Source organism: Streptomyces africanus, from assembly GCF_030816955.1.
GTDB lineage: Bacteria > Actinomycetota > Actinomycetes > Streptomycetales > Streptomycetaceae > Streptomyces > Streptomyces africanus.
Genome location: NZ_JAUSYP010000001.1, coordinates 1,974,652 through 1,995,935 on the forward strand (window position 1 = coordinate 1,974,652; position 21,284 = coordinate 1,995,935).

The following is a 21,284-nucleotide window of genomic DNA, read 5'->3' on the forward strand; positions in this document are numbered from 1 at the left end:
ACCGAAGGTCCAGCCGGCCCCTCACCCGGGGACGAGCCCCAGGGCATGCCGATACCGGCTCCCGCTCACTCCCCGCACCCCCGGGTACGTCCGCACGCGCTCCCACGCGTCGGTCCCGGGCGCCGCCAAGGCCTCGTCATAGGCCTGGTCGCTCTCCCACTCGGCGTAGTTCAGCACGTGCCCGCCATCGGTACTCAGATGGAAATGGGCGGAGATCAGCCCGCCATGGCCCTGCGGATCGTCACCCAGGGCCTTGTGCACGAGATCGACCCACTCCTGGCGCCGCTCCCCGGCCCCTTCCTCGAAGTCGATCCGCACGGTGACGATCAACTCCGGCACCCGCACGTCCCCCACGGCCCGCTCCCGGCTGCGATACCGCCGGTACCGCCCGAGCCCCACCCGCTCGATCCCCGGCACGGCGGTGTCGATCTCGTCGACCCGCTCCTGCCGATGCGTCTTGACGAAGGCCTCGTAGGCGGCCTCGGCGCTCCACTGCGAGTAGTGCATCAGCGTGGACCCGTCGTGTCCCGCGTACACGTGGTATCCCAGCAGATCACCGGCGGGCCACGGCCGCCGTTCCCACGTCCGCCCGATCGTCTCCACGGTCTGCTGCTGCCGCTCGGGAGTACCGACTCGCCAGGTGCTGAAGAAGGGAGCACCGATGCGGGGGTCGGTGGGGTCGGGGTGCTGCTCGGTTCGACGGCTCATGGAACACTCCAGTCGTATACGCCGGTTGCCTGCGCACCCCACCTTTCAACCTCGACCGAACTTGAGGTCAAGCGAGGGTTTTAAGGCACTGGGGGAGGCAACGACTGCCCGCAGCTAGGGCAACCACGACGCACCCGCACCCGCCGACGGCGAGCAGGGGACGTGTCGGGGGGTGTCCGCCCGCAGCGGTTGGCGCGTCAACGGACAGTCAGTCGGCGTCCGACCCCATCGCGCCGTTCCGAGGACGGACACCCCCCGGCGCGGCCCCGACCCACCACCCGGCGTCAGGCGCGCGGCGCGGCACCCCCACCCCGCTCAGCGATGCACGAGACGCCAGAGAGGCCCGTGAGCGGCCTGCTGCCGGCGCCGCAACACCCCGACGGTCACCACCACAGCCCCCGCAGCCGCCCCGGCAACCAGCACCGGCTTGGGATGCTGCACTCCGGCCCGAACGACACCCCGCACCGGCCGAGGCCCCGCGTGCGTCGCATGCGTCGCCTTGTCGTGCACCGTGTGCCCGGCCTGCGCGGCGCTGCTGCGCAACTGCACCGTCATCGCCCCGGCCTTGTCCCGCAGATCGGCCGCCCGCGCCCGCGCACGCCCTTTCACATCCGCCTTCCCCGCCAACTCTTCCACCGTGTTCCCGAGTTCACCACGGGTCCGCTCGATCTGCTGCCGCAGCTCGTCGGGCCCCTTGGCCCCACCCGTCGCTTCCGTCATCGATGTGCCCTTTCCCTGATCTCCTCCACGTCCGCCCTGACACTGCCGAGAGCCTCCTCAGGAGTGGGAGGCGTGGCCCGGCGCAACTGCGCCCGGCCGGCAGCGCCCAGCACGGCCGCGATCACGAACAGCACCCCCGTCACGATGAGCGCCGCGGCCCAGACGGGCAGCACCAGCGAGAGGGCGGCGACCCCCGTCCCGGCCAGCGCGAGCAGCCCGGCGTAGGCGACGGCACCCGCCGCACCGAGCAGCCCACCACCACGCCCCGCACGCCTCCCCTTCTCGGCCAGCTCCTCCTTGGCCAGAGCCACTTCCTGCCGCACGAGCCGGGAGAGCTGCTCCGCGGCCTGTGAGACGAGCTCGCCCACGGTGTGGTGCTCGTCGTGCACGGCCCGATGATCGATGGTCCCGGTCACGGTGTTCCGCCTCCTCTCGAAGTAGGAACCCCCGAGTACCCCGGCCACGGCGCCCGCACCCCCCAAGGCGACCGGAAAGCATCCCTTACGAATACCGGGTAGCAAAATTAACTAGAGCTACACAGTCATGCTGCCGACACTACTCACATGACGCCCCCCTTCGGCCGCGCCCTGTGCGCCATGATCACCCCGTTCACGACGTCCGGCGCACTGGATCTCGACGGCGCCCAACGCCTCGCCGCCCACCTGGTCGCACAGGGCTGCGACGGCCTCGTCCTGTCCGGCACGACGGGCGAGTCGCCGACCACCACGGACGCCGAGAAGTCGGCCCTGATCGCAGCCGTCCGCGAGGCCGTGGCCGACCGGGCGACGATCGTCGCGGGCATCGGCACGCCCGACACCCGCCACACCGTCGACCTGGCCCGGGAGGCGGAAAAGGCGGGCGCGGACGGCCTGTTGGTGGTGGCGCCGTACTACAGCAGACCCCCGCAGGACGCGATCGAGGCCCACTTCCGCGAGATCGCCGACGCCGGCGAGCTCCCGCTCATGCTCTACGACATCCCGAACCGCACCGGCGTCCGAGTCGAACCGGAGACGATCCTCCGCCTCTCCGCACACCCCAGGATCGTCGCGGTCAAGGACTGCTCCTACGACTTCCTGGCCGCCCAGAAGGTGCTGGCCCGCACGGACCTGGCGTACTACGCGGGCTGCGACGAGCACAACCTGGCCCTGTACGCGGTGGGCGGGGCCGGCTACGTCAGCACGGTGTCGAACGTGGTCCCGGCCCGGCTGCGAGCGGTCCTGGACGCGTTCGACGCGGGAGACACGGCACAGGCGGCCCGCCTCCAGCAGCAGGCCACCCCCCTCATCGAGGCGATCATGTCGGCAGGCCTCCCGGGCACGGTGACGACGAAGGCGCTGCTCACCGCCCTGGACCTCCCCGCGGGCCCGGTCCGCGCCCCGCTCCGGCCGGCCGGCCCCGCCACGACCGACGCCCTGCTGGCGCTCCACGCGGACCTCACCCGGACCTGATCACCGCTCCGCGAACACCGGCTCCCACCGCCCCTTGGTGTTGTCCTTGGGCGACCGGAAATCACTGAGCGGGGTCGTCTTCTCGCCGCCGATGGAGACCAGCACCAGCCGCTGGTGGTACTCGTTCCCGTCCGGCCCGATGTCCCAGGCGACGAGCGAGTTCCCGTCCGCCCAGGCGAGCAACTGCTGCCCGCGTACCTCGCGCTGCTTCCCGGTGCGCGCGTCGAGCACGAAGGAGGACGTCTTCCACTTCTGCCCCGCGAACGGGCCGGCGACGAGCTGCCCGTCCGGCGACACGCCCGCGTCGACGGACCAGTCCCGGTACCGTTCCAGCGCGGGCGCGGGAACTTCCTTGCCGGTGAAGTCGTAGAACTTCTCGCCGGGTTCGGTGGGCATCCCCGACCAGACGAGACGGCCGTCGCGGGTGAACGCGAAGTCCTGGCGCGAGTTGATGAACGCATCGGGATTGTGCGCACCTCCGCCGATCTCCACCCCCGCCCAGGAACTGCTTCCGGAGGCCACGTCGATGACGTGGAACCCGGTCCGGTCCGACTCCATGAAGGGGACGTCCCAGCCCTCCGACCCGTCGATCTTCACCCGGCGGTCGGGGTTCTTGCTGTACGTCGTCGCGACGAGCTTCCTGCCGTCGGTGGAGAACTCCACCCCCGCCACGGGCCGGTCGACCGGGATCCACCGCTTGACCTGACCACTCGCCAGGTCGAGCAGCCCGATACGTGGCACGGGCAGGTCCCGTTCGAGAACGGCGGCGGTCGTCATCCGGGGGGCGACGGCGACGTACGACCACCGGTCGTCCTTCACGTACTTGTTCGTCTTCGGGTTCAGCAGCCAGTACGTGCGCTTGGAAACGGCCCGGTCGGCGGACTGCTCGACGATCGATCTGGTGAAGTGCGCGGCCAGGGCGACCCGGCCGGCGGCGATCAGGTCGCGCGGCGGCGACTGGTCCGGCCGGGCGGTGACACTGGTCTGCTCCACGCCGCCCGAGGGACGTACGTCCTGCTTGCCCGAGTCCAGCATCGGCACGGCCACGGCCACGGCGACCACGGCGGCGACCGCCGCGGCGGCGGAGGCGAGCCGGCGGCTGCGGCGGCGCCGGCGGACGGCGAGCACCCGGTCGGCGAAGCCGGGTGCCGCGGGCGGCTGCCCCTCGGCCTGGTCGCGCAGCGCGTCGCGCACGAGTTCGTCGACGTTCACTGACGCACCTCCACGGGCGAGTAGTCACGGGACGGCCGCTCTTCCGCAGCGGCCGGGCCCAGGGCGGCCAGCTCGGGCGCGAGGGCGCGCAGCCGGGCCAGGGAGCGGTGGGTGGCGGACCGCACGGTGCCGACGGAGCACCCCAGGATCCGGGCCACTTCCGCCTCGGGCAGATCCTCGAAGTAGCGCAGCACGAGCACGGTGCGCTGCCGCGCGGTCAGCCGGGCCAGCGCGCCCCGCATCACCAGACGCAGCTCGGCCGCGCCGGAGGCGTCCGGGGCGGTGGTGGTCTCCGGCGGTTCGGCGACGCTCAGTTCGCGCCTCGGCCACTTCAGCCGCCAGCGGCTGACCTGCTGGCGGTAGAGGATCTGCCGGACGTACGCCTCGGGCTCGTCGATCCGGTGCCAGCGGCCCGCCGCCTTGATCAGCGCGTTCTGGAGCAGGTCCTCCCCCGCGTGCCGGTCGCCGCCGCTCAGCAGGACCGCGGTCTTCAGCAGCGTGGACGACCTGTTCGCCACGAATTCCCGGAAGCTCTCCTGCGCTTCGGCATCCATCGTCACCTTCGCCTTCCCCCGGGGCGGACCCGCTGCCCGCCCCCGTACCCCTTGTGACGCGCGCGGGAGCCTCCCGCTATGCCACTGCCGGACACAAAAAACGGGCCGGGGCCCGTACCGCACGTGCGTGCGGTACGGGCCCCGGCCCGTCGAACTGCCGGCTCAGTTCCAGGCGTACCCGTCGCCGAACAGCAGCGTGTGCTCCAGCACGTCCTCCGCCGGGTCGTCGACCTGCCCGACGTTGACGTTGACCAGCCCGACCCGGTGGCCGTTGTGCGAGCCCGTGTTGGTCTCGTCGGCGTGCGCGGCACCCACCGGAAGCCAGCACACCACCAGCCCCGCCACGGCCCCCGCCAGCAACCGCGCCACGCCCCGCCCCCGCTCGTTCCTCATGCCCCGGTCCTCGTTTCATCGGTTCGGCTTCTGCTCGGAAACGACGCCCGCCCGTTCATCGGACCCTGCGCCCACCCGTTCATCTGCAAAAGCCACCACGAGGTCACGCCGGGTACCTCGTACGAGGTGATCAGTTGTGGCTGTGCAGGATCTCGTTCAGCCCGCCCCACACCGCGTTGTTCGGCCGGGCCTCGACGGTGCCGGTGACCGAGTTGCGGCGGAAGAGGATGTTGGAGGCGCCGGACAGCTCGCGGGCCTTGACGATCTGGCCGTCGGGCATGGTGACGCGGGTGCCGGCGGTGATGTACAGGCCTGCCTCGACGACGCACTCGTCGCCGAGCGCGATACCGACGCCCGCCTCGGCGCCGACCAGGCACCGCTCGCCGACGGAGATGATGACGTTGCCGCCGCCGGACAGCGTGCCCATGGTCGAGGCGCCGCCGCCGATGTCCGAGCCGTCGCCGATGACGACGCCCGCGGAGATGCGGCCCTCGACCATCGACGTGCCGAGCGTGCCGGCGTTGAAGTTGACGAAGCCCTCGTGCATGACGGTGGTGCCCTCGGCGAGGTGCGCGCCGAGGCGGACCCGGTCGGCGTCGGCGATGCGGACGCCCTTGGGGGCCACGTAGTCGGTCATGCGGGGGAACTTGTCGACCGAGGTGACCTGGAGGTGCAGGCCCTCGGCGCGGGCGTTCAGCCGCACCTTCTCCAGGTCGTCGACAGCCACCGGGCCGAGCGAGGTCCAGGCGACGTTGGCGAGGAAGCCGAAGATGCCGTCCAGGCTCTGGCCGTGCGGCTTGACCAGGCGGTGGGAGAGCAGGTGCAGACGCAGGTAGACGTCGTGCGCGTCGATCGGCTTCTCGTCGAGCGAGGCGATGACCGTGCGGACCGCGACCACCTCGACGCCCCGGCGGGCGTCCGGGCCGATCGCCGCGGTCGCACCGCCACCGAGCAGCTCGGCGGCCTGCTCGGCGGAGAGCCGCTCGGTGCCGGACGGGCCGGGCCCGTCGGCCAGCTCGGGCGCGGGGAACCAGGTGTCGAGGACGGTGCCGTCGGCGGCGATCGTGGCGAGGCCGGCGGCAACGGCGCCGGTGGTGCGAGGAGCAGTCGTGTCGGTCATGAGGGCAACCTAACCGGCGGACAGCGGTCGATGCGAACCGGTACGGGGCCGTCTCACGTGCCGGGCGGTACGCCCCGCCGCTGGTCGGTGACGCGCGGTGGCAGCCCCGCCATCGGGGTCCTCCCAGCCCTCCCTCACCCTCGCGAGCATCACTCCCGCGCCCCCGCGACCACCCGCCCCAGCACCTCCCGGGCATACGCCTCGTCATACGGCACCCCGGTCAGCAGCACCTGGAGGCAGATGCCGTCGACGACCGCCACCAGCGCCCGCGCGGTCACCGGATCCGTACGCCGGGACAGCAGCTCGGCGACCCCCTCGGCCCACTCGGCGGCGACGGGCCGCAGGGCGGGCCGGCGCAGGGCGGCGAGGTACAGCTCGTACTCCAGCTCGACGCCCGTGCGGTCGCCCGCGAGCCACTCCCCCATCCACCCGGCCAGCTCGGCCGCCAGATCGGTCCGGGGGTCCTCCAGCCCGCCCCGGCCCGCGACGACCTTGGCGAAGCCCTCGTTGGCCTGCCGCAGCGCGGCGACCAGCAGTTCGTCGAGGGTCTTGAAGTGGTACGTCGTCGAGCCGAGCGGTACATCGGCCTCGGCGGCGGCCGTGCGGTGGCTCAGCCCCGCGATGCCCTTCGCCCCGACGACCCGGATCGCCGCGTCGATGATCCGCTGCCGCCGCTCGGGGTCGTAGCGCCGGGGCATCAGTGGGCACCTCCCAGGTTCAGCACCACGACCCCGACGATGATCAGGGCGATCCCGGCTGCCTTGGCGACAGTCATCCCCTCACCGAGGAACACGAACCCGATCGTGGCGATGGCGGCGGTGCCGACGCCGGCCCAGATGGCGTAGGCCGTTCCGACGGAGACGGTCTTCAGCGTCTGCGCGAGCAGCGCGAAGGAGACGAGGTAGCCGAGGAGCGTCAGCAGCGAGGGTCCGAGCCTGCTGAAGCCCTCGCTGTACTTCATGGCGGTGGTCGCACCCACCTCGGCGGCGATGGCCCCGGCCAGCAGCAGATAACCCATATGTACGAGCGTACACAACATCTGTACACCCGTACGCAACGAGAGAAGAGATACCGGTTTCAACAAACGCCTCCCAGTGCTCCCCGCGGTCCACTACGGTGTCAGCGATCACAGACCGGGCGACCGCAACCGCGCCGCGTCAAGGGTGCCCGCCGGAGGAAAAAGCGCATGTCAGAAGAGAAGTCCCGGCCCCCACTGGGCCGCCCGTGGGAGAGCGGCTGGGCCCCGGACACCACCCGGGCACCGGGAACGCGACGGCTCTGGCTGGCAGGCGCTCTCGCCCTGGCCACGGTCACCGCGTGCGTGACCGCGATCGCCGTGATGGACAACCGGACCGCCGAGCCGACCCCTTCGGCGGCGCAGCCGACGGCCCTCAGCAGCTCGGCACCGGGCGGCCTGATCTCGTTCGCGACGCCCTCCAAGACGGGGGAAGCGCCCGAAGCGGACCACAAGCGCCCGTCCCCCACCCCCACCAGAAGCACATCGCCCCGCCCCGACGCCAGTCCGGAGCCGCACACGAAGGCGCCGAAGCCCCCGGCGTCCCACAGGACGTCACCGCCGGCGAAGCCCCCGGCCGCGCAGACCGGGACCTCCATACGCTCCGTCAACTACCCCGACCGCTACTGGCAGATCAGCGGCGACTACGTGACTCTCGCCCCGGCCGGCTCGGCCTCGGCCCGCCGCAACGCCACCTTCGAACGGGTGGCGGGCCTGGCCGACTCCTCCTGCTACTCCTTCACCACGGCCGACGGCGGCTACCTCCGCCACCGCAACTTCGTCCTGCGCGCGGAACGCAACGACGGCTCGTCCCTCTTCCGCAAGGACGCCACCTTCTGCCCCCGGCCCGCCAGCTACCCGGGCGCGATCATGCTGGAGTCGGCGAACTACCCGGGCCGCTTCCTGCGCCACCGCAACTTCCAGCTCCGCCTCGACCCGTACCAGTACGACGGGGTGTACCGCGCGGACTCGGCGTTCCGGCTGGTCGCCGGGCTGGACTGACACACGCGAACTGGACTGACACGCGCGAAGGGGCGGCACCCCGGCAGGGTGCCGCCCCTTCGTCAGTCAGTGGATCCCAGACGTGGATCTCAGTAGATCCCAGACGTGGATCTCAGACGTTGAACCCGAGCGCCCGAAGCTGCTCCCGCCCGTCGTCCGTGATCTTGTCGGGGCCCCACGGCGGCATCCAGACCCAGTTGATGCGCAGCTCGTTGACGAGGCCGTCCGTAGCGGACTTCGCCTGGTCCTCGATGACGTCCGTCAGCGGGCAGGCCGCGGAGGTCAGGGTCATGTCGACGGTCGCGATGTTCGACTCGTCGACGTGAATGCCGTAGATCAGGCCGAGGTTGACGACGTCGATGCCCAGTTCGGGGTCGACGACGTCCATCAGGGCCTCACGGAGTTCTTCCTCCGAGGCCGGCTTCATCTCCACGGTCTCGCTCATGCCGTCGTCTCCTTCTCGGCGTCGGCTCCGCCCAGCACCTGGGCCGTCGCGTCCTTCCAGGCCATCCAGCTCAGCAGGGCGCACTTGACCCGGGCCGGGTACTTGGACACCCCGGCGAACGCGACCGCGTCCTCCAGGATCTCCTCCATCGCGTCGTCGGGTTCGAGCTTCCCCTTGGACTGCATCAGCTCCAGGAAGGTCTCCTGGATCTTCCGCGCGTCGGAGAACTCCTTGCCGACGAGGAGTTCGTTCAGTACGGAGGCCGAGGCCTGGCTGATCGAGCAGCCCTGGCCCTCGTACGAGACGTCCTCGATCTTCGTTCCGTCGTACTTCACGCGCAGTGTGATCTCGTCACCGCACGTCGGGTTGACGTGGTGCACCTCGGCGTCGCCATCCCGCAAGCCCCGCCCGTGCGGGTTCTTGTAGTGGTCCAGGATGACTTCCTGGTACATGGAGTCCAGTTTCACCGTTCAGCACGCCCTTCAGCCGAAGAAGTTCCGTACGTGCTCCAGGCCGTCGACCAGCGCGTCGATCTCGGCCGGCGTGGAGTACAGATAGAACGACGCTCGCGTGGTCGCAGGAATTCCGTACCGCAGGCAGACCGGCCGCGCGCAGTGGTGGCCGACCCGGACCGCGATGCCCTGCTCGTCGAGGACCTGGCCCACGTCGTGCGGGTGGATGTCCCCGAGGGTGAAGGAGATCGCCGCTCCGCGCTCCTCGGCCGTGGTCGGGCCGATTGATGCGCAGGTCCGGGACCTCCAGCAGCCGCTTCACCGCGTATTCGGTGAGCGCGTGCTCGTGCGCGAGGATCTTGTCCATGCCGATCGCGTTGAGGTAGTCGATCGCCGCGCCGAGACCGATCGCCTGGGAGACCGGGGGCGTACCCGCCTCGAACTTGTGGGGCGCCGGGGCGTAGGTGGAGGAGTGCATCGAGACCGTCTCGATCATCTCGCCGCCGCCGAGGAAGGGCGGCAGGTCCTCCAGCAGCTCCTGGCGGCCCCAGAGGACGCCGATGCCCGTCGGGCCGCACATCTTGTGGCCGGTGAAGGCCACGAAGTCGGCCTGGAGGGCCTGCACGTCCAGCGGCATGTGCGGCGCGGCCTGCGAGGCGTCGATGCAGACCAGCGCACCGACCTGCTGGGCGCGGCGCACGATCGCCTCGACCGGGTTCTGGGTGCCCAGGATGTTGGAGACCAGCACGAAGGAGACGATCTTCGTCTTCTCGGTGATGACCTCGTCGATGTTGGACAGGTCCAGACGGCCGTCGTCGGTCAGGCCGAACCACTTCAGCTTCGCGCCCGTGCGCTGCGCGAGCAGCTGCCACGGCACGATGTTGGAGTGGTGCTCCATCTCCGTGATGACGATCTCGGTGTCGGAGTCCACGCGGTAGGGCTCGTCGGCCCAGCCCAGCATGTTCGCCACGAGGTTGAGCGACTCGGAGGCGTTCTTGGTGAAGATCACCTCGTCGCGCGAGGGCGCGTTGATGAACTCCGCGACCTTGTCGCGCGCGCCCTCGTACAGCGCCGTGGCCTCCTCGGCGAGGACGTGCACGCCACGGTGGACGTTGGCGTTGTGCTGCTCGTAGTACTCGGAGAGCACGTCGAGCACCTGGCGCGGCGTCTGCGAGGTCGCCGCGTTGTCCAGGTACACGAGCTTCTTGCCGTCGTGGACGACGCGGTCCAGGATCGGGAAGTCCTTGCGGAGCGCCTCGGTGTCGAGGAGGCCCGGCAGCTGTGTCACGCGGATGCGCCACCCTTCGTGTATGCCTCGTAGCCCTCGTTCTCCAGCTTGTCGGCGAGCTCGGCACCGCCGGACTCGACGATCCGGCCGCCGGAGAAGACGTGCACGTAGTCGGGCTTGATGTAGCGGAGGATGCGCGTGTAGTGCGTGATCAGCAGGGTGCCGACCTCGCCCGTCTCGCGGACCCGGTTCACGCCCTCCGACACGACGCGCAGGGCGTCGACGTCCAGGCCGGAGTCGGTCTCGTCGAGGACCGCGATCTTCGGCTTGAGCAGCTCCAGCTGGAGGATCTCGTGGCGCTTCTTCTCACCGCCGGAAAAGCCCTCGTTCACGTTGCGCTCGGCGAAGGCCGGGTCCATGTTGAGACGCTCCATGGTCTCCCTGACTTCCTTCACCCACGTCCGCAGCTTGGGGGCCTCGCCGCGGATGGCGGTCGCGGAGGTGCGCAGGAAGTTCGACACGGAGACGCCCGGGACCTCGACCGGGTACTGCATCGCGAGGAACAGACCGGCGCGGGCCCGCTCGTCGACGGACATCTCCAGGACGTCCTCGCCGTCGAGGGTGACGGTGCCGCCGGTGATGGTGTACTTCGGGTGTCCCGCGAGGGAGTAGGCGAGGGTCGACTTGCCCGAGCCGTTGGGGCCCATGATGGCGTGCGTCTCGCCCTGCTTCACGGTGAGGTCGACACCCTTGAGGATTTCCTTCGTGCCGTTCTCGACCTCGACGGTGACGTGCAGGTCTCGGATTTCAAGCGTTGCCATGGGTGCCTCAGGACTCCTGGGTGAGGGAGACGAGCACGTCGTCCCCTTCGATCTTTACGGGGTATACGGGGACGGGGCGCGTCGCGGGAAGGGCGTCGGGCTTGCCGGAGCGGAGGTCGAAGCGCGAGCCGTGCAGCCAGCACTCGATGTGGCAGTCGTCGACCTCGCCCTCCGACAGGGAGACGTTCGCGTGCGAGCAGATGTCGTGGATCGCGAACACCTCGCCCTCGGTCTGCACGATGGACAGGGGCGTGCCGTCGAGTTCCACCCGCTTCGGGGTGTCCTCCTCCAGCTCGCCCAGTCCACAGGCGCGTACGAAGGTCATGCGACGGCCGCCTCCAGCTCCTCCTCGATCTTGGCGATCAGGCGCTCCTCGATGTCCGGGAGGCCGATCTGCTGGACCAGCTCGGCGAAGAAGCCGCGGACCACCAGTCGGCGGGCCTCGTGCTCCGGGATGCCGCGGGCCATGAGGTAGAAGAGCTGCTCGTCGTCGAAGCGGCCGGTGGCCGAGGCGTGGCCGGCGCCGACGATCTCGCCGGTCTCGATCTCGAGGTTCGGTACGGAGTCCACGCGCGCCCCGTCCGTGAGGACCAGGTTGCGGTTCATCTCGTACGTGTCGGTGCCCTCGGCCTTGGCCTCGATGAGCACGTCGCCGATCCACACCGCGTGGGCGCCGTCACCCTGGAGCGCGCCCTTGTAGACGGCGTTCGACTTGCAGTGCGGGACGTTGTGGTCGACCAGGAGGCGGTGCTCCTGGTGCTGGCCCTGGTCGGTGAAGTAGAGGCCGAACAGCTCGGCCTCGCCGCCGGGGCCGGCGTACCGCACGCGCGGGTGCAGCCGGACGACGTCGCCGCCGAAGGTGACGACGACCGACTTGAAGGAGGCGTCGCGGCCGACGAGCGCGTTGTGCTGGGCGACGTGGACGGCCTTCTCGTCCCAGTCCTGGACGCAGACGACGGTCAGCTTGGCGCCGTCGCCCAGGAGGTAGTCGACGTTGGCGGCGAGCACCGCGTCACCGGTGTGGTCGATGACCACGACGGCCTCGGCGAAGGCGCCCAGCTCGATCACCTGGTGGCCGAAGGCGGTGCCGCCCTCGCCGTGCACCGCGATGCGGATCGGCTCGGTGAGGACGGTCTCCTTCGGCACGGTCACGACCGAGGCCTTCTCGAAGGCCGAGTAGGCCTGGGCGGCCACGCGGTCCACCGGGGTGCCGGCCTTGCCGAGCCGCGCGTCGTCGCGGCCGACGGCCTCGACGGTGACGCCCTCGGGGGCCTGGACGTCGACCTTCACGCCGTTGCCGTCGGCCACGGCGGTGCCGTCGTGCAGCCCGCGCAGGCGCTCCAGCGGGGTGAACCGCCACTCCTCCTCACGGCCGTGCGGCACGGGGAAGTCCGCTACGTCGAAGGAGGGGGGCGCGCTCATGCGGGTGGCGACGGTCGACTCGGCCGCCACCGCGATCGAGCCGGTGGTGGTGGAGCCCACCGGGATGTTCTGAGCCTCAGCCATGGCTGTCGTAGTGCTCGCTTTCCGTTACGTAAGGGCTTGATGGGACTGCGGTGGGGATCAGCCGACCGCGCCTTCCATCTGCAGCTCGATCAGCCGGTTGAGCTCAAGGGCGTACTCCATGGGGAGCTCCTTGGCGATGGGCTCGACGAAGCCGCGCACGATCATCGCCATCGCCTCGAACTCACTCAGACCGCGGCTCATCAGGTAGAAGAGCTGGTCCTCGGAGACCTTGGAGACGGTGGCCTCGTGGCCCATGGACACGTCGTCCTCGCGGACGTCCACGTAGGGGTAGGTGTCCGAGCGGGAGATCGTGTCGACCAGCAGCGCGTCACAGAGCACGTTCGACTTGGAGCCCGCGGCGCCCTCGCCGATCTCGATGAGACCGCGGTAGGACGTACGACCGCCACCACGCGCGACGGACTTCGACACGATGTTGGACGACGTGTTCGGCGCCATGTGGACCATCTTGGCGCCCGCGTCCTGGTGCTGGCCCTCGCCGGCGAAGGCGATGGACAGCGTCTCGCCCTTGGCGTGCTCGCCCATCAGGTAGACGGCCGGGTACTTCATCGTCACCTTGGAGCCGATGTTGCCGTCGACCCACTCCATGGTCGCGCCCTCGTAGGCCACGGCACGCTTGGTGACCAGGTTGTAGACGTTGTTCGACCAGTTCTGGATGGTCGTGTAGCGGCAGCGGGCGTTCTTCTTGACGATGATCTCGACGACCGCGGAGTGCAGCGAGTCCGACTTGTAGATCGGGGCGGTGCAGCCCTCGACGTAGTGCACGTAGGCACCCTCGTCGACGATGATCAGCGTCCGCTCGAACTGGCCCATGTTCTCCGTGTTGATACGGAAGTAGGCCTGGAGCGGGATCTCCACGTGGACGCCCGGCGGCACGTAGATGAAGGAGCCGCCCGACCACACGGCGGAGTTCAGCGACGCGAACTTGTTGTCGCCGACGGGGATGACGGTCCCGAAGTACTCCTTGAAGAGCTCCGGGTGCTCCTTCAGGGCCGTGTCGGTGTCGAGGAAGATGACGCCCTGCTCCTCCAGGTCCTCACGGATCTGGTGGTAGACGACCTCAGACTCGTACTGCGCGGCGACACCGGCGACGAGGCGGTTCTTCTCGGCCTCGGGGATGCCCAGCTTGTCGTACGTGTTCTTGATGTCCTCGGGCAGGTCCTCCCAGGAGGCCGCCTGCTTCTCCGTGGAGCGCACGAAGTACTTGATGTTGTCGAAGTCGATCCCCGACAGGTCCGAGCCCCAGTTCGGCATGGGCTTCTTCTCGAAGAGGCGCAGACCCTTGAGGCGGAGCTTGGTCATCCACTCCGGTTCGCTCTTCTTGGAGGAGATGTCCCGGACGACGTCCTCGTTGATGCCGCGCTTGGCAGAGGCGCCGGCCGTGTCGGAGTCGGCCCAGCCGTATTCGTACTTGCCCAGGCCCTCGAGCTCGGGGTGGGCAGTCTCCGTGGGGAGAGTCATGCGGGGTTCCTCCCGGCCGTGCTTGCAGATGCGTTGTGGGAAATCTTGGGGATGAACGTCGTGCAGACGCCGTCGCCGTGCGCGATGGTGGCGAGCCGCTGTACGTGCGTACCGAGCAGCTCGGCGAAAAATTCCGTCTCCGCCTCGCACAGCTGCGGGAACTGCTCGGCGACGTGGGCGACCGGGCAGTGGTGCTGGCAGAGCTGCTCACCCTTCTGCGGGTGGGGCGCGCTGCGCGCCGTAGCAGCGTACCCGTCGGCGCTCAGGGCCTTGGCCAGGGCTTCCGTCCGCTGCTCGGGCGCGGCGGTCTCGACCGCCTCGCGGTACGCGCTCGCCTGCGCGGCGATCCTGGCGCGGGCGAAGGCGGCGATCGCCTCGTTGCCGCCCTCGCGGTCGGCGATCCAGCGCAGCGCGTCCGCAGCGAGCTTGTCGTAGGACTGGTCGAAGGCGTCCCGGCCGCAGTCGGTCAGGGCGAACACCTTGGCCGGCCGGCCGCGGGTGCGCGTGCCGTAGACCCGCTGCTCGCGCGCCTCGACGACACCGTCGCCCGCGAGGGCGTCGAGGTGCCGGCGCACGGCCGCCTGGGTGAGGCCCAGCCGCTCGGCGAGTTCGGCGACGGTCGACGGGCCGTGGTCCAGGATGGATCGCGCGACTCGGTTGCGGGTGGACCGCTCCCCGGTCGCGAGTTCCTCCTGAGGGGACCCCGTGGGGGTCTCCCGAACCTCGCCGACGTTTTTCACAACGCCATTGTTGCGTAATTCATCGGGGCCGGGCAAGCCGCGTCCGGTCACCCCCGTGGTGCCCTGCGTCACTTAGGTAAAGCTAACCTGACCTGCGGAAACGATCTCCGATCGACCAAACCGGTGGCATGGCGCAGCCGCGTGGGGGACACTCCCGAACCATGTCCACACCCCCTCCGACCGGCCCTCTTGTCACCCGGGACACACTGCGCGCGCAGCTGTGCGACCTGGGAGTGCGGCCCGGCGAGACCCTCCTCGTGCACTCCTCGCTCAGCTCCCTCGGCTGGGTCAACGGCGGCGCCGTCGCGGTGGTGCGGGGACTGCTCGACGCGCTCGGCCCGCAGGGCACGCTGGTGGTTCCGACGCAGACCGGCGACCTCTCCGACCCGGCCCTGTGGGGCAACCCGCCCGTGCCACCCGACTGGTGGGAGGCCATCCGCGCCACGATGCCCGCCTACGACCCCCGGATCACGCCCACACGGGGGGTCGGCGTCGTCCCGGAGACCGTGCGCACACCTGGCCCGGCGCGCTGCGCAGCGCCCATCCGCAGACCTCCTTCGCGGCGGTCGGCCCGCGCGCGGCGGAGGTGATCGAGGGGCACGCTCCCGACTGCCGGCTCGGCGAGCGCAGCCCGCTGGCGAAGCTGGAGGCCATGGGCGCCCGGGTCCTGCTGCTCGGCGCCGGCTACGCCTCCTGCACCAGCTTCCACCTCGCCGAGTACCGGATACCGTCCCCGCGCGTCGCCGTGGGCCGGCCGGGCCCCGACGGCTGGGAGACCGTGACCGAGGTGTCGATCAGCTCGGACCGGTTCGACGAGCTGGGCTACGACTTCGAGCGGGACCGTCCCGTCGTACGCGGCAAGGTCGGGGCGGCCGAGGCGCGGCTGTTCCCGGTGGCGGACGCGGTGGCCTACGCAGAGCGCTGGCTGCCGGTGCACCGTCCCCGTGAGGAGGAGTTCCAGCACCCGCCGCTCTGAGACCCCGCGCACGAACCTAGACTCTGGACCCATGCGAAGTGAGCCCGTGGTCCAGGTCCAGGCCCTGGTGAAGCGGTACGGCACGAAGACCGCGGTGGACGGGCTCGACCTGGTGGCCCGGGAGGGTGTGACCGCCGTGCTCGGCCCCAACGGGGCGGGCAAGACGACCACGGTCGAGACCTGCGAGGGGTACCGGAAGCCGGACTCCGGCACGGTGCGCGTCCTGGGCCTCGACCCGGTCGGACAGTCCCGGGAGCTGCGGCCCCGGATCGGCGTGATGCTCCAGTCCGGCGGCGTCTACTCGGGCTCCCGCGCCGACGAGATGCTCCGCCACGTGGCCAGGCTGCACGCCCACCCCCTGGACGTGGACGCGCTCATCGAACGCCTCGGGCTCGGCTCGTGCGGCCGTACGACGTACCGGCGGCTGTCGGGCGGGCAGCAGCAGCGGCTGGCCCTCGCGATGGCCGTGGTCGGCCGCCCCGAGCTGGTGTTCCTGGACGAGCCGACCGCCGGGCTCGACCCGCAGGCCCGTCGCGCCACCTGGGACCTGGTCCGGGACCTGCGCGCCGACGGTGTCAGTGTGATCCTCACCACGCACTACATGGACGAGGCCGAGCAGCTCGCCGACGACGTGGCCATCATCGACGGGGGCCGGGTCATCGCCCAGGGCTCCCCGGAGGAGCTGTGCCGGGGCGGCGCCGAGAACACGCTCCGCTTCAGCGGCCGTCCCGGCCTGGACGTCGGCTCGCTGCTGAAGGCCCTGCCCGCCGACTGCTCGGCCGCCGAGCTGACGCCGGGTTCGTACCGGGTCGTCGGCAAGGTCGACCCGCAACTGCTCGCGACGGTCACCTCCTGGTGCGCCCAGCACGGCGTGATGCCGGAGAAGATCTCGGTGGAGCGGCACACCCTGGAAGACGTCTTTCTCGAGCTGACCGGCAAGGAGCTGCGCTCATGATTGCGGCTCACAGGGAAGGAACTGCGTTCGTGACCGCCACCGGCACCTATGCGCCGAAGCCGGGGGCCGCGCCCCTGACCCGCATGATCGCGGCCCAGGCCGCGCTCGAGACGAAGATGCTGCTGCGCAACGGCGAGCAGCTGCTGCTCACCGTCGTCATCCCGACCCTGCTCCTGGTGCTCTTCAGCACCGTCGACATCGTCGACACGGGCGCGGGCGAGGCCGTCGACTTCCTCGCCCCCGGCATCCTCGCGCTCGCCGTGATGTCGACCGCGTTCACCGGGCAGGCCATCGCGACCGGTTTCGAGCGCCGCTACGGCGTCCTGAAGCGGCTCGCGTCCTCGCCTCTGCCGCGCTGGGGCCTGATGACGGCGAAGACGCTGTCCGTGCTGGTCACCGAGGTGCTCCAGGTGGTCCTGCTGACGGTGATCGCCTTCGCGCTCGGCTGGTCGCCGCACGGCAACCCGTTCGCCGTGCTGCTGCTCCTGGTCCTCGGCACGGCGGCCTTCTCGGGCCTCGGTCTGCTGATGGCCGGGACGCTGAAGGCCGAGGCGACGCTCGCCGCCGCCAACCTGTTGTTCCTGCTGCTGCTCGTCGGCGGCGGGGTCATCGTGCCGCTCGACAAGTTCCCCGCCGCCGCGCAGGACGTGCTCGGCCTGCTGCCCATCTCGGCCCTGTCCGACGGCCTGCGGGACGTGCTGCGGCACGGGACCGGGATGCCCTGGGCCGACCTGGGGATCCTCGCCGTCTGGGCGGTCGTCGGTCTGACGGCGGCCGGACGGTTCTTCCGCTGGGAGTAAGCGCTGGGAGCAAGCCATGACCGACCCTCGTGAAAGCGTGCACAAGCGGCGTCCTACGATGGGTCGCGTGCCAAAAGTGACCCGCGCCGACGCCAGGGCGGCCCTGCGCAACCCGCTCGCCTTCATCGCCGAGCGCTGGACCCCGGAACCCCGGACGGTCCAGCGCGCGGCCCTCTCCGCAATCGTCATGTCGGTGCTCATCGTGGTCACCGGCGGAGCCGTACGGCTGACCGGCTCGGGCCTGGGCTGCCCGACCTGGCCCAAGTGCACCGACGACTCGCTCACCGCCACCAGCGCGATGGGCTTCCACGGCGCCATCGAGTTCGGCAACCGCATGCTGACGTACGTGCTGTGCGCCGCCGTCGGCTGGGCGATCATCGCCGCGCGCTCGCAGAAGCCGTACCGGCGCGGCCTGACCCGGCTGGGCTGGGCGCAGTTCTGGATCGTGATGAGCAACGCGGTGCTCGGCGGCATCGTGGTGCTGGTCGGTCTCAACCCCTACACGGTCGCGGCCCACTTCGTGGCGACGTCCGCGCTGATCGCGGTGGCGACGGTGATGTGGCAGCGCACCCGTGAGGGCGACGCTCCGCCGCGCCCGCTGGTCGGCAAGGCCGTGCAGCAGCTGGTGTGGTTCCTGGTCGCCGCCGCCGTGCTGCTCATCCTGGTCGGCACGGTGGTCACCGGCGCGGGTCCGCATGCCGGCGACTCCAGCGAGGTCGAGCGGATGCCGGTCGACTGGGAGACGGTGAGCAAGCTGCACGCCGTGCTGGCGTGGATCGTGGTGACGCTGACGTTCGCCCTGTGGTTCGTCCTCAAGGCGGTCGACGCGCCGCGCTCCCCGCTGAACCGCACCCGCGAACTGTTCCTGATCCTGCTCGCGCAGGGCGTCATCGGGTACGTCCAGTACTTCACGGACCTGCCCGAGATCCTGGTCGGCCTGCACATGCTCGGCTCGGCCCTGATGTGGATCTGGGTGCTGCGGGTGGTGCTGTCGCTGCGCGAACGTCCGCAGGCCGTGGCCGACGTGCCCGGTCCCGCGGCCGAGGCCTCCCTGACGAAGGCCTAGAGGCCAAGACCAGGTTCAGTCGAGCCCGTACACCCGCCGCGCGTTCCCCGACGCCAGCATCCCCGCCACGCGCTGCGCGTCGGCCAGGGACCACGCGCCCTCGGCGACCCAGGTGCCGAGCACCCGGCCGAGCGCCTCGCGGAACAGCCGGGCCCCCACCACGTGCAGCTCGGGCAGCCCCTGGGCGCCGGTGGAGAAGAGGATCTTGCCGAAGGGGGCCAGCTCAAGGACCTCCGCGAGGACGGTCGCGGCGCGGGCGCCGGTGCGGACCAGGGCGGCGCCGGAGTCGACGTAGACGTGCGGGAAGACACCGGCCAGGTGGGCGGCGTGCCGGTGGTACGGGTACCCGTGCAGCAGGACGAGGTCCGTTCCCAGACCGGCCGTGGCCCGGACGAAGTCCGTCAGCAGCACCGGATCCGTACGGTCGATCCGCAGGCCCGGCGCGCCGAGCCCCGCGTGCAGCTGGAGCGGCAGCCCCGAGGCGACGGCGCTCCACAGCAGGTGCCGCAGCAGCACGGGGTCGCTCAGCTCCCCGCCGACCCCGCGCCCCGCGAGCCAGCGGCCGACGGCCCCCCGCACCTCCCCCGGCCCCGGCGGCTCCGGCGCGAGCGCGAGGCCGTGCCGTACGCCCGCGACCGAGGTGAAGGCGACGGCGTTCGCGGCGGCGGCGTGCACCGACTCGGCGAGGTTGGCGAGGAAGGACTCGACGGTCCCGGAGGTGTCGGCGACCTGCTCGGCGAGCAGCTCCAGGCGGACGATCTCGCGGGCCTCGGCGGCTCCGGCCGAGGCCAGTTCGCCGGGTTCGGTCAGATCACCGGGCAGGCCCGCGTCGACCAGGTACGTCGTGATGCCGCTGCCGCGCAGGAGCCGGCGGGCGGACTCCAGGACGCCCAGTTCGCGGCGGCGGGCGAGGTAGCGGGCGGGCGTGCAGTGCGGTTCGAGGCCGAGCAGGGGCGGGCACCAGCGGCGCACGGCGAAGCCGGTCTGGGTGTCGAAGAGGGTGGTGCCGGGCGCGGGTGGGCCCTCCGTGCGGGAGAGGTGGGCCTCGAAGGTGCCGAGGCCCAGCTCCGTGCGGAGTACTCCGTGGCAGTACTGGTCCACTAGGGACGGCGTTTCGATCATCCGGGCTCCCCGGTGTGGACCGTGTTGTTCCTAAGGTCCTAACGGGTGAACGGGGATGAGGTCGCGGTCCCGGGGTGGGGTGCCTGTGTTGTTTCGGCGGGTGCGGGCTGTGTGTGGTTGGTCGCGCCCACGCGGCGGAGCCGCACATCGATACAGCCCCGCGCCCCCAAGAAGGTCAGTTGTTCTTCGGGCCGCCTACCTGGATACCGGCCATGCGCGACCACTCGTAGCGGCCCGTCCTGACCTTCGCGGCGAATTCGCCGTCGAAGGACTCGTGGGTCGTGATGCCGGACTTCTCCACGGCCTTCTCGGCGATCTCGTAGGAGGGGGCCACCAGGTCGCCCCAGTTGCCGTCCTCGCCGACCAGGACGATACGGGCGCCGCGTTCGCCGAGGTAGGCGACCTGGCCCTCGGCGCCGCCGTGGGCCTTGGAGAAGGAGCTGATCTGCTTGGCCAGCCGGGCCGCCTTGCGCTCGGCCTTCGGGTCAACCTGCTGCGTGTCTGCCATGGTGGCGATGCTACTCACGGGTAGATCGACTGGCGAGAGCAGATCCCTGTGACGTACGTCAGTGCTGGGTCAGCGCAGGAAGGGGTCGACCGCGACCGCCACGAACAGCAGCGACACGTAGGTGATCGACCAGTGGAACAGGCGCATCTCCTTCAGCTTCGCGCCCGTCACCTCCGCCTTCGCGCGGTTCTGCAGGCCGTGCGCCTCCCAGAGCCAGAAGCCGCCCGCCAGCACGGCGACCGACGTGTAGAACCAGCCGGTGTAGCCGAGCGGGGTCAGCAGGAGCGAGACGGCGACCATGACCCAGCTGTAGATCACGATCTGCTTGGCGACGACCTTGTTGGAGGCGACCACCGGCAGCATCGGCACGCCCACGCGCGCGTAGTCCTCCTTGACCTTCATCGACAGCGGCCAGTAGTGCGGCGGCGTCCAGAAGAACATGACGAGGAACAGGATGATCGGCGCCCACGACATGGAGTTCGTGACCGAGGACCAGCCGATCAGCACGGGCAGGCAGCCGGCGATGCCGCCCCACACGATGTTCTGCGAGGTACGGCGCTTGAGGATCATCGTGTAGACGACGACGTAGAAGAGGAGCGCGCCGAGGGAGAGCCAGGCGCTCAGCCAGTTCACGGTGAGGCCGAAGAGCAGGGTGGAGGCGATCGCCAGGGTGATGCCGAAGACGAGGCACTCGCGCGGGCTGACCATGCCGGTGACCAGCGGCCGCTGCGAGGTGCGGTCCATCAGCGCGTCGATGTCGCGGTCGATGTACATGTTGAGCGCGTTGGCGCCGCCCGCGGACATGTAACCGCCGACGCAGGTCAGCAGCACCAGGGTCAGGTCGGGCACACCCTGCTGCGCCAGGAACATCACCGGCACGGTGGTGATCAGGAGCAGCTCGATGATCCGCGGCTTGGTGAGAGCCACGAACGCCTTGACACGGGCCCCGAACGGCCGGTGGGCCGGGCTCTGGTCCGTCCCGATCATCCCCGCTGGACGGGATTCAACGGCCGT

General features: G+C 70.5%; 24 protein-coding genes and 2 pseudogenes. 6 read left to right on the forward strand and 20 right to left on the reverse strand.

The annotated features are described in order from the left end of the window. Positions 1-21 precede the first annotated feature (21 nt). The 3 genes from QF034_RS09240 to QF034_RS09250 all read right to left on the reverse strand — a co-directional run bounded on the left by QF034_RS09240 (position 22) and on the right by QF034_RS09250 (position 1,844). Entirely contained in the window at positions 22-708 is a 687-nt protein-coding gene (locus tag QF034_RS09240; RefSeq protein ID WP_307174474.1) for an antibiotic biosynthesis monooxygenase, read from the reverse strand. 315 nt (positions 709-1,023) lie between these two features. Continuing rightward, positions 1,024-1,428, reverse strand: coding sequence for a DUF3618 domain-containing protein (locus tag QF034_RS09245; protein WP_307174475.1), 405 nt, complete (start codon positions 1,426-1,428; stop codon positions 1,024-1,026). Then, positions 1,425-1,844, reverse strand: coding sequence for a phage holin family protein (locus QF034_RS09250; RefSeq protein ID WP_086561382.1), 420 nt, complete (start codon positions 1,842-1,844; stop codon positions 1,425-1,427). Before QF034_RS09250 ends, QF034_RS09245 begins: the two co-directional genes overlap by 4 nt. A gap of 147 nt (positions 1,845-1,991) precedes the next feature. On the opposite strand from QF034_RS09250, the gene dapA reads away from it, so the two are divergent. Continuing rightward, on the forward strand, positions 1,992-2,876 hold the full coding sequence (gene dapA / locus QF034_RS09255; RefSeq protein ID WP_307174476.1) for a 4-hydroxy-tetrahydrodipicolinate synthase: 885 nt from the start codon (positions 1,992-1,994) through the stop codon (positions 2,874-2,876). Here the strand turns inward: dapA and QF034_RS09260 are convergent, their stop codons facing one another. The 6 genes from QF034_RS09260 to QF034_RS09285 all read right to left on the reverse strand — a co-directional run bounded on the left by QF034_RS09260 (position 2,877) and on the right by QF034_RS09285 (position 7,173). Continuing rightward, positions 2,877-4,088, reverse strand: coding sequence for a WD40 repeat domain-containing protein (locus QF034_RS09260; RefSeq protein ID WP_307174477.1), 1,212 nt, complete (start codon positions 4,086-4,088; stop codon positions 2,877-2,879). Continuing rightward, positions 4,085-4,642, reverse strand: a complete 558-nt coding sequence (locus tag QF034_RS09265; RefSeq protein ID WP_307174478.1) for a SigE family RNA polymerase sigma factor — start codon at positions 4,640-4,642, stop codon at positions 4,085-4,087. The genes QF034_RS09260 and QF034_RS09265 overlap by 4 nt, the downstream gene beginning before the upstream one ends. Positions 4,643-4,804: 162 nt before the next feature. Beyond that, positions 4,805-5,035 (reverse strand): hypothetical protein, encoded by a 231-nt coding sequence (locus tag QF034_RS09270; protein ID WP_307174479.1) that lies wholly within the window; start codon positions 5,033-5,035, stop codon positions 4,805-4,807. Positions 5,036-5,165: 130 nt separating this feature from the next. Beyond that, on the reverse strand, positions 5,166-6,155 hold the full coding sequence (gene dapD / locus QF034_RS09275; protein ID WP_307174480.1) for a 2,3,4,5-tetrahydropyridine-2,6-dicarboxylate N-succinyltransferase: 990 nt from the start codon (positions 6,153-6,155) through the stop codon (positions 5,166-5,168). 149 nt (positions 6,156-6,304) lie between these two features. Beyond that, positions 6,305-6,853, reverse strand: coding sequence for a TetR/AcrR family transcriptional regulator (locus QF034_RS09280; RefSeq protein WP_307174481.1), 549 nt, complete (start codon positions 6,851-6,853; stop codon positions 6,305-6,307). Continuing rightward, the gene (locus tag QF034_RS09285) at positions 6,853-7,173 is read right to left on the reverse strand and encodes a DMT family transporter (RefSeq protein WP_307174482.1); all 321 of its coding nucleotides are present in this window, start codon (positions 7,171-7,173) and stop codon (positions 6,853-6,855) included. Before QF034_RS09285 ends, QF034_RS09280 begins: the two co-directional genes overlap by 1 nt. 168 nt (positions 7,174-7,341) lie before the next feature. Here QF034_RS09285 and QF034_RS09290 point away from each other — a divergent pair, with 168 nt between their 5' ends. Beyond that, a complete protein-coding gene (locus QF034_RS09290) occupies positions 7,342-8,172 on the forward strand; it encodes an AbfB domain-containing protein (protein ID WP_307174483.1) in 831 nt (276 codons plus the stop codon). Positions 8,173-8,284: 112 nt separating this feature from the next. Here the strand turns inward: QF034_RS09290 and QF034_RS09295 are convergent, their stop codons facing one another. From QF034_RS09295 to QF034_RS09330, 8 genes and pseudogenes are all read right to left on the reverse strand, one after another. After that, the gene (locus QF034_RS09295; protein ID WP_010039749.1) at positions 8,285-8,617 is read right to left on the reverse strand and encodes a metal-sulfur cluster assembly factor; all 333 of its coding nucleotides are present in this window, start codon (positions 8,615-8,617) and stop codon (positions 8,285-8,287) included. Next, a complete protein-coding gene (gene sufU / locus QF034_RS09300; protein ID WP_306967978.1) occupies positions 8,614-9,084 on the reverse strand; it encodes a Fe-S cluster assembly sulfur transfer protein SufU in 471 nt (156 codons plus the stop codon). Before sufU ends, QF034_RS09295 begins: the two co-directional genes overlap by 4 nt. Before the next feature lie 15 nt (positions 9,085-9,099). Then, positions 9,100-10,357, reverse strand: a pseudogene (locus QF034_RS09305) (cysteine desulfurase). Then, a complete protein-coding gene (sufC, locus tag QF034_RS09310) occupies positions 10,354-11,118 on the reverse strand; it encodes a Fe-S cluster assembly ATPase SufC (protein ID WP_307174484.1) in 765 nt (254 codons plus the stop codon). Before sufC ends, QF034_RS09305 begins: the two are co-directional and overlap by 4 nt. A 7-nt stretch (positions 11,119-11,125) precedes the next feature. Continuing rightward, a complete protein-coding gene (locus QF034_RS09315) occupies positions 11,126-11,443 on the reverse strand; it encodes a non-heme iron oxygenase ferredoxin subunit (RefSeq protein WP_086561395.1) in 318 nt (105 codons plus the stop codon). After that, positions 11,440-12,624 carry a Fe-S cluster assembly protein SufD gene (gene sufD / locus QF034_RS09320; protein ID WP_307174485.1) on the reverse strand — a complete coding sequence of 395 codons (1,185 nt, stop codon included), beginning with the start codon at positions 12,622-12,624 and terminating at the stop codon, positions 11,440-11,442. Before sufD ends, QF034_RS09315 begins: the two co-directional genes overlap by 4 nt. Positions 12,625-12,681: 57 nt before the next feature. Beyond that, positions 12,682-14,103: a Fe-S cluster assembly protein SufB gene (sufB, locus tag QF034_RS09325; RefSeq protein ID WP_307174486.1), complete on the reverse strand. Its 1,422-nt coding sequence runs from the start codon at positions 14,101-14,103 to the stop codon at positions 12,682-12,684. Further along, positions 14,100-14,843: a helix-turn-helix transcriptional regulator gene (locus QF034_RS09330; RefSeq protein ID WP_307174487.1), complete on the reverse strand. Its 744-nt coding sequence runs from the start codon at positions 14,841-14,843 to the stop codon at positions 14,100-14,102. The genes sufB and QF034_RS09330 overlap by 4 nt, the downstream gene beginning before the upstream one ends. Before the next feature lie 161 nt (positions 14,844-15,004). Between QF034_RS09330 and QF034_RS09335 the strand changes: the two are divergent. The 4 genes and pseudogenes from QF034_RS09335 (at position 15,005) to QF034_RS09350 (ending at position 18,640) form a co-directional block, all read left to right on the forward strand. Then, positions 15,005-15,819: pseudogene (locus QF034_RS09335) on the forward strand (AAC(3) family N-acetyltransferase). Between the two features lie 31 nt (positions 15,820-15,850). Further along, on the forward strand, positions 15,851-16,774 hold the full coding sequence (locus QF034_RS09340) for an ABC transporter ATP-binding protein (RefSeq protein ID WP_307174488.1): 924 nt from the start codon (positions 15,851-15,853) through the stop codon (positions 16,772-16,774). Then, a complete protein-coding gene (locus tag QF034_RS09345; protein ID WP_307174489.1) occupies positions 16,771-17,574 on the forward strand; it encodes an ABC transporter permease in 804 nt (267 codons plus the stop codon). The genes QF034_RS09340 and QF034_RS09345 overlap by 4 nt, the downstream gene beginning before the upstream one ends. A 16-nt stretch (positions 17,575-17,590) precedes the next feature. Further along, the gene (locus QF034_RS09350; protein ID WP_370880777.1) at positions 17,591-18,640 is read left to right on the forward strand and encodes a COX15/CtaA family protein; all 1,050 of its coding nucleotides are present in this window, start codon (positions 17,591-17,593) and stop codon (positions 18,638-18,640) included. 15 nt (positions 18,641-18,655) lie between these two features. Here the strand turns inward: QF034_RS09350 and QF034_RS09355 are convergent, their stop codons facing one another. The 3 genes from QF034_RS09355 to QF034_RS09365 form a co-directional block, all read right to left on the reverse strand. Then, complete coding sequence (locus tag QF034_RS09355; protein ID WP_307174491.1) at positions 18,656-19,762, reverse strand: amidohydrolase family protein; 1,107 nt, start codon at positions 19,760-19,762, stop codon at positions 18,656-18,658. Positions 19,763-19,937: 175 nt separating this feature from the next. Next, positions 19,938-20,270, reverse strand: coding sequence for a hypothetical protein (locus tag QF034_RS09360; protein ID WP_307174492.1), 333 nt, complete (start codon positions 20,268-20,270; stop codon positions 19,938-19,940). A gap of 69 nt (positions 20,271-20,339) precedes the next feature. Beyond that, positions 20,340-21,257: a heme o synthase gene (locus tag QF034_RS09365; RefSeq protein WP_307179841.1), complete on the reverse strand. Its 918-nt coding sequence runs from the start codon at positions 21,255-21,257 to the stop codon at positions 20,340-20,342. Between the last annotated feature and the right edge of the window lie 27 nt (positions 21,258-21,284).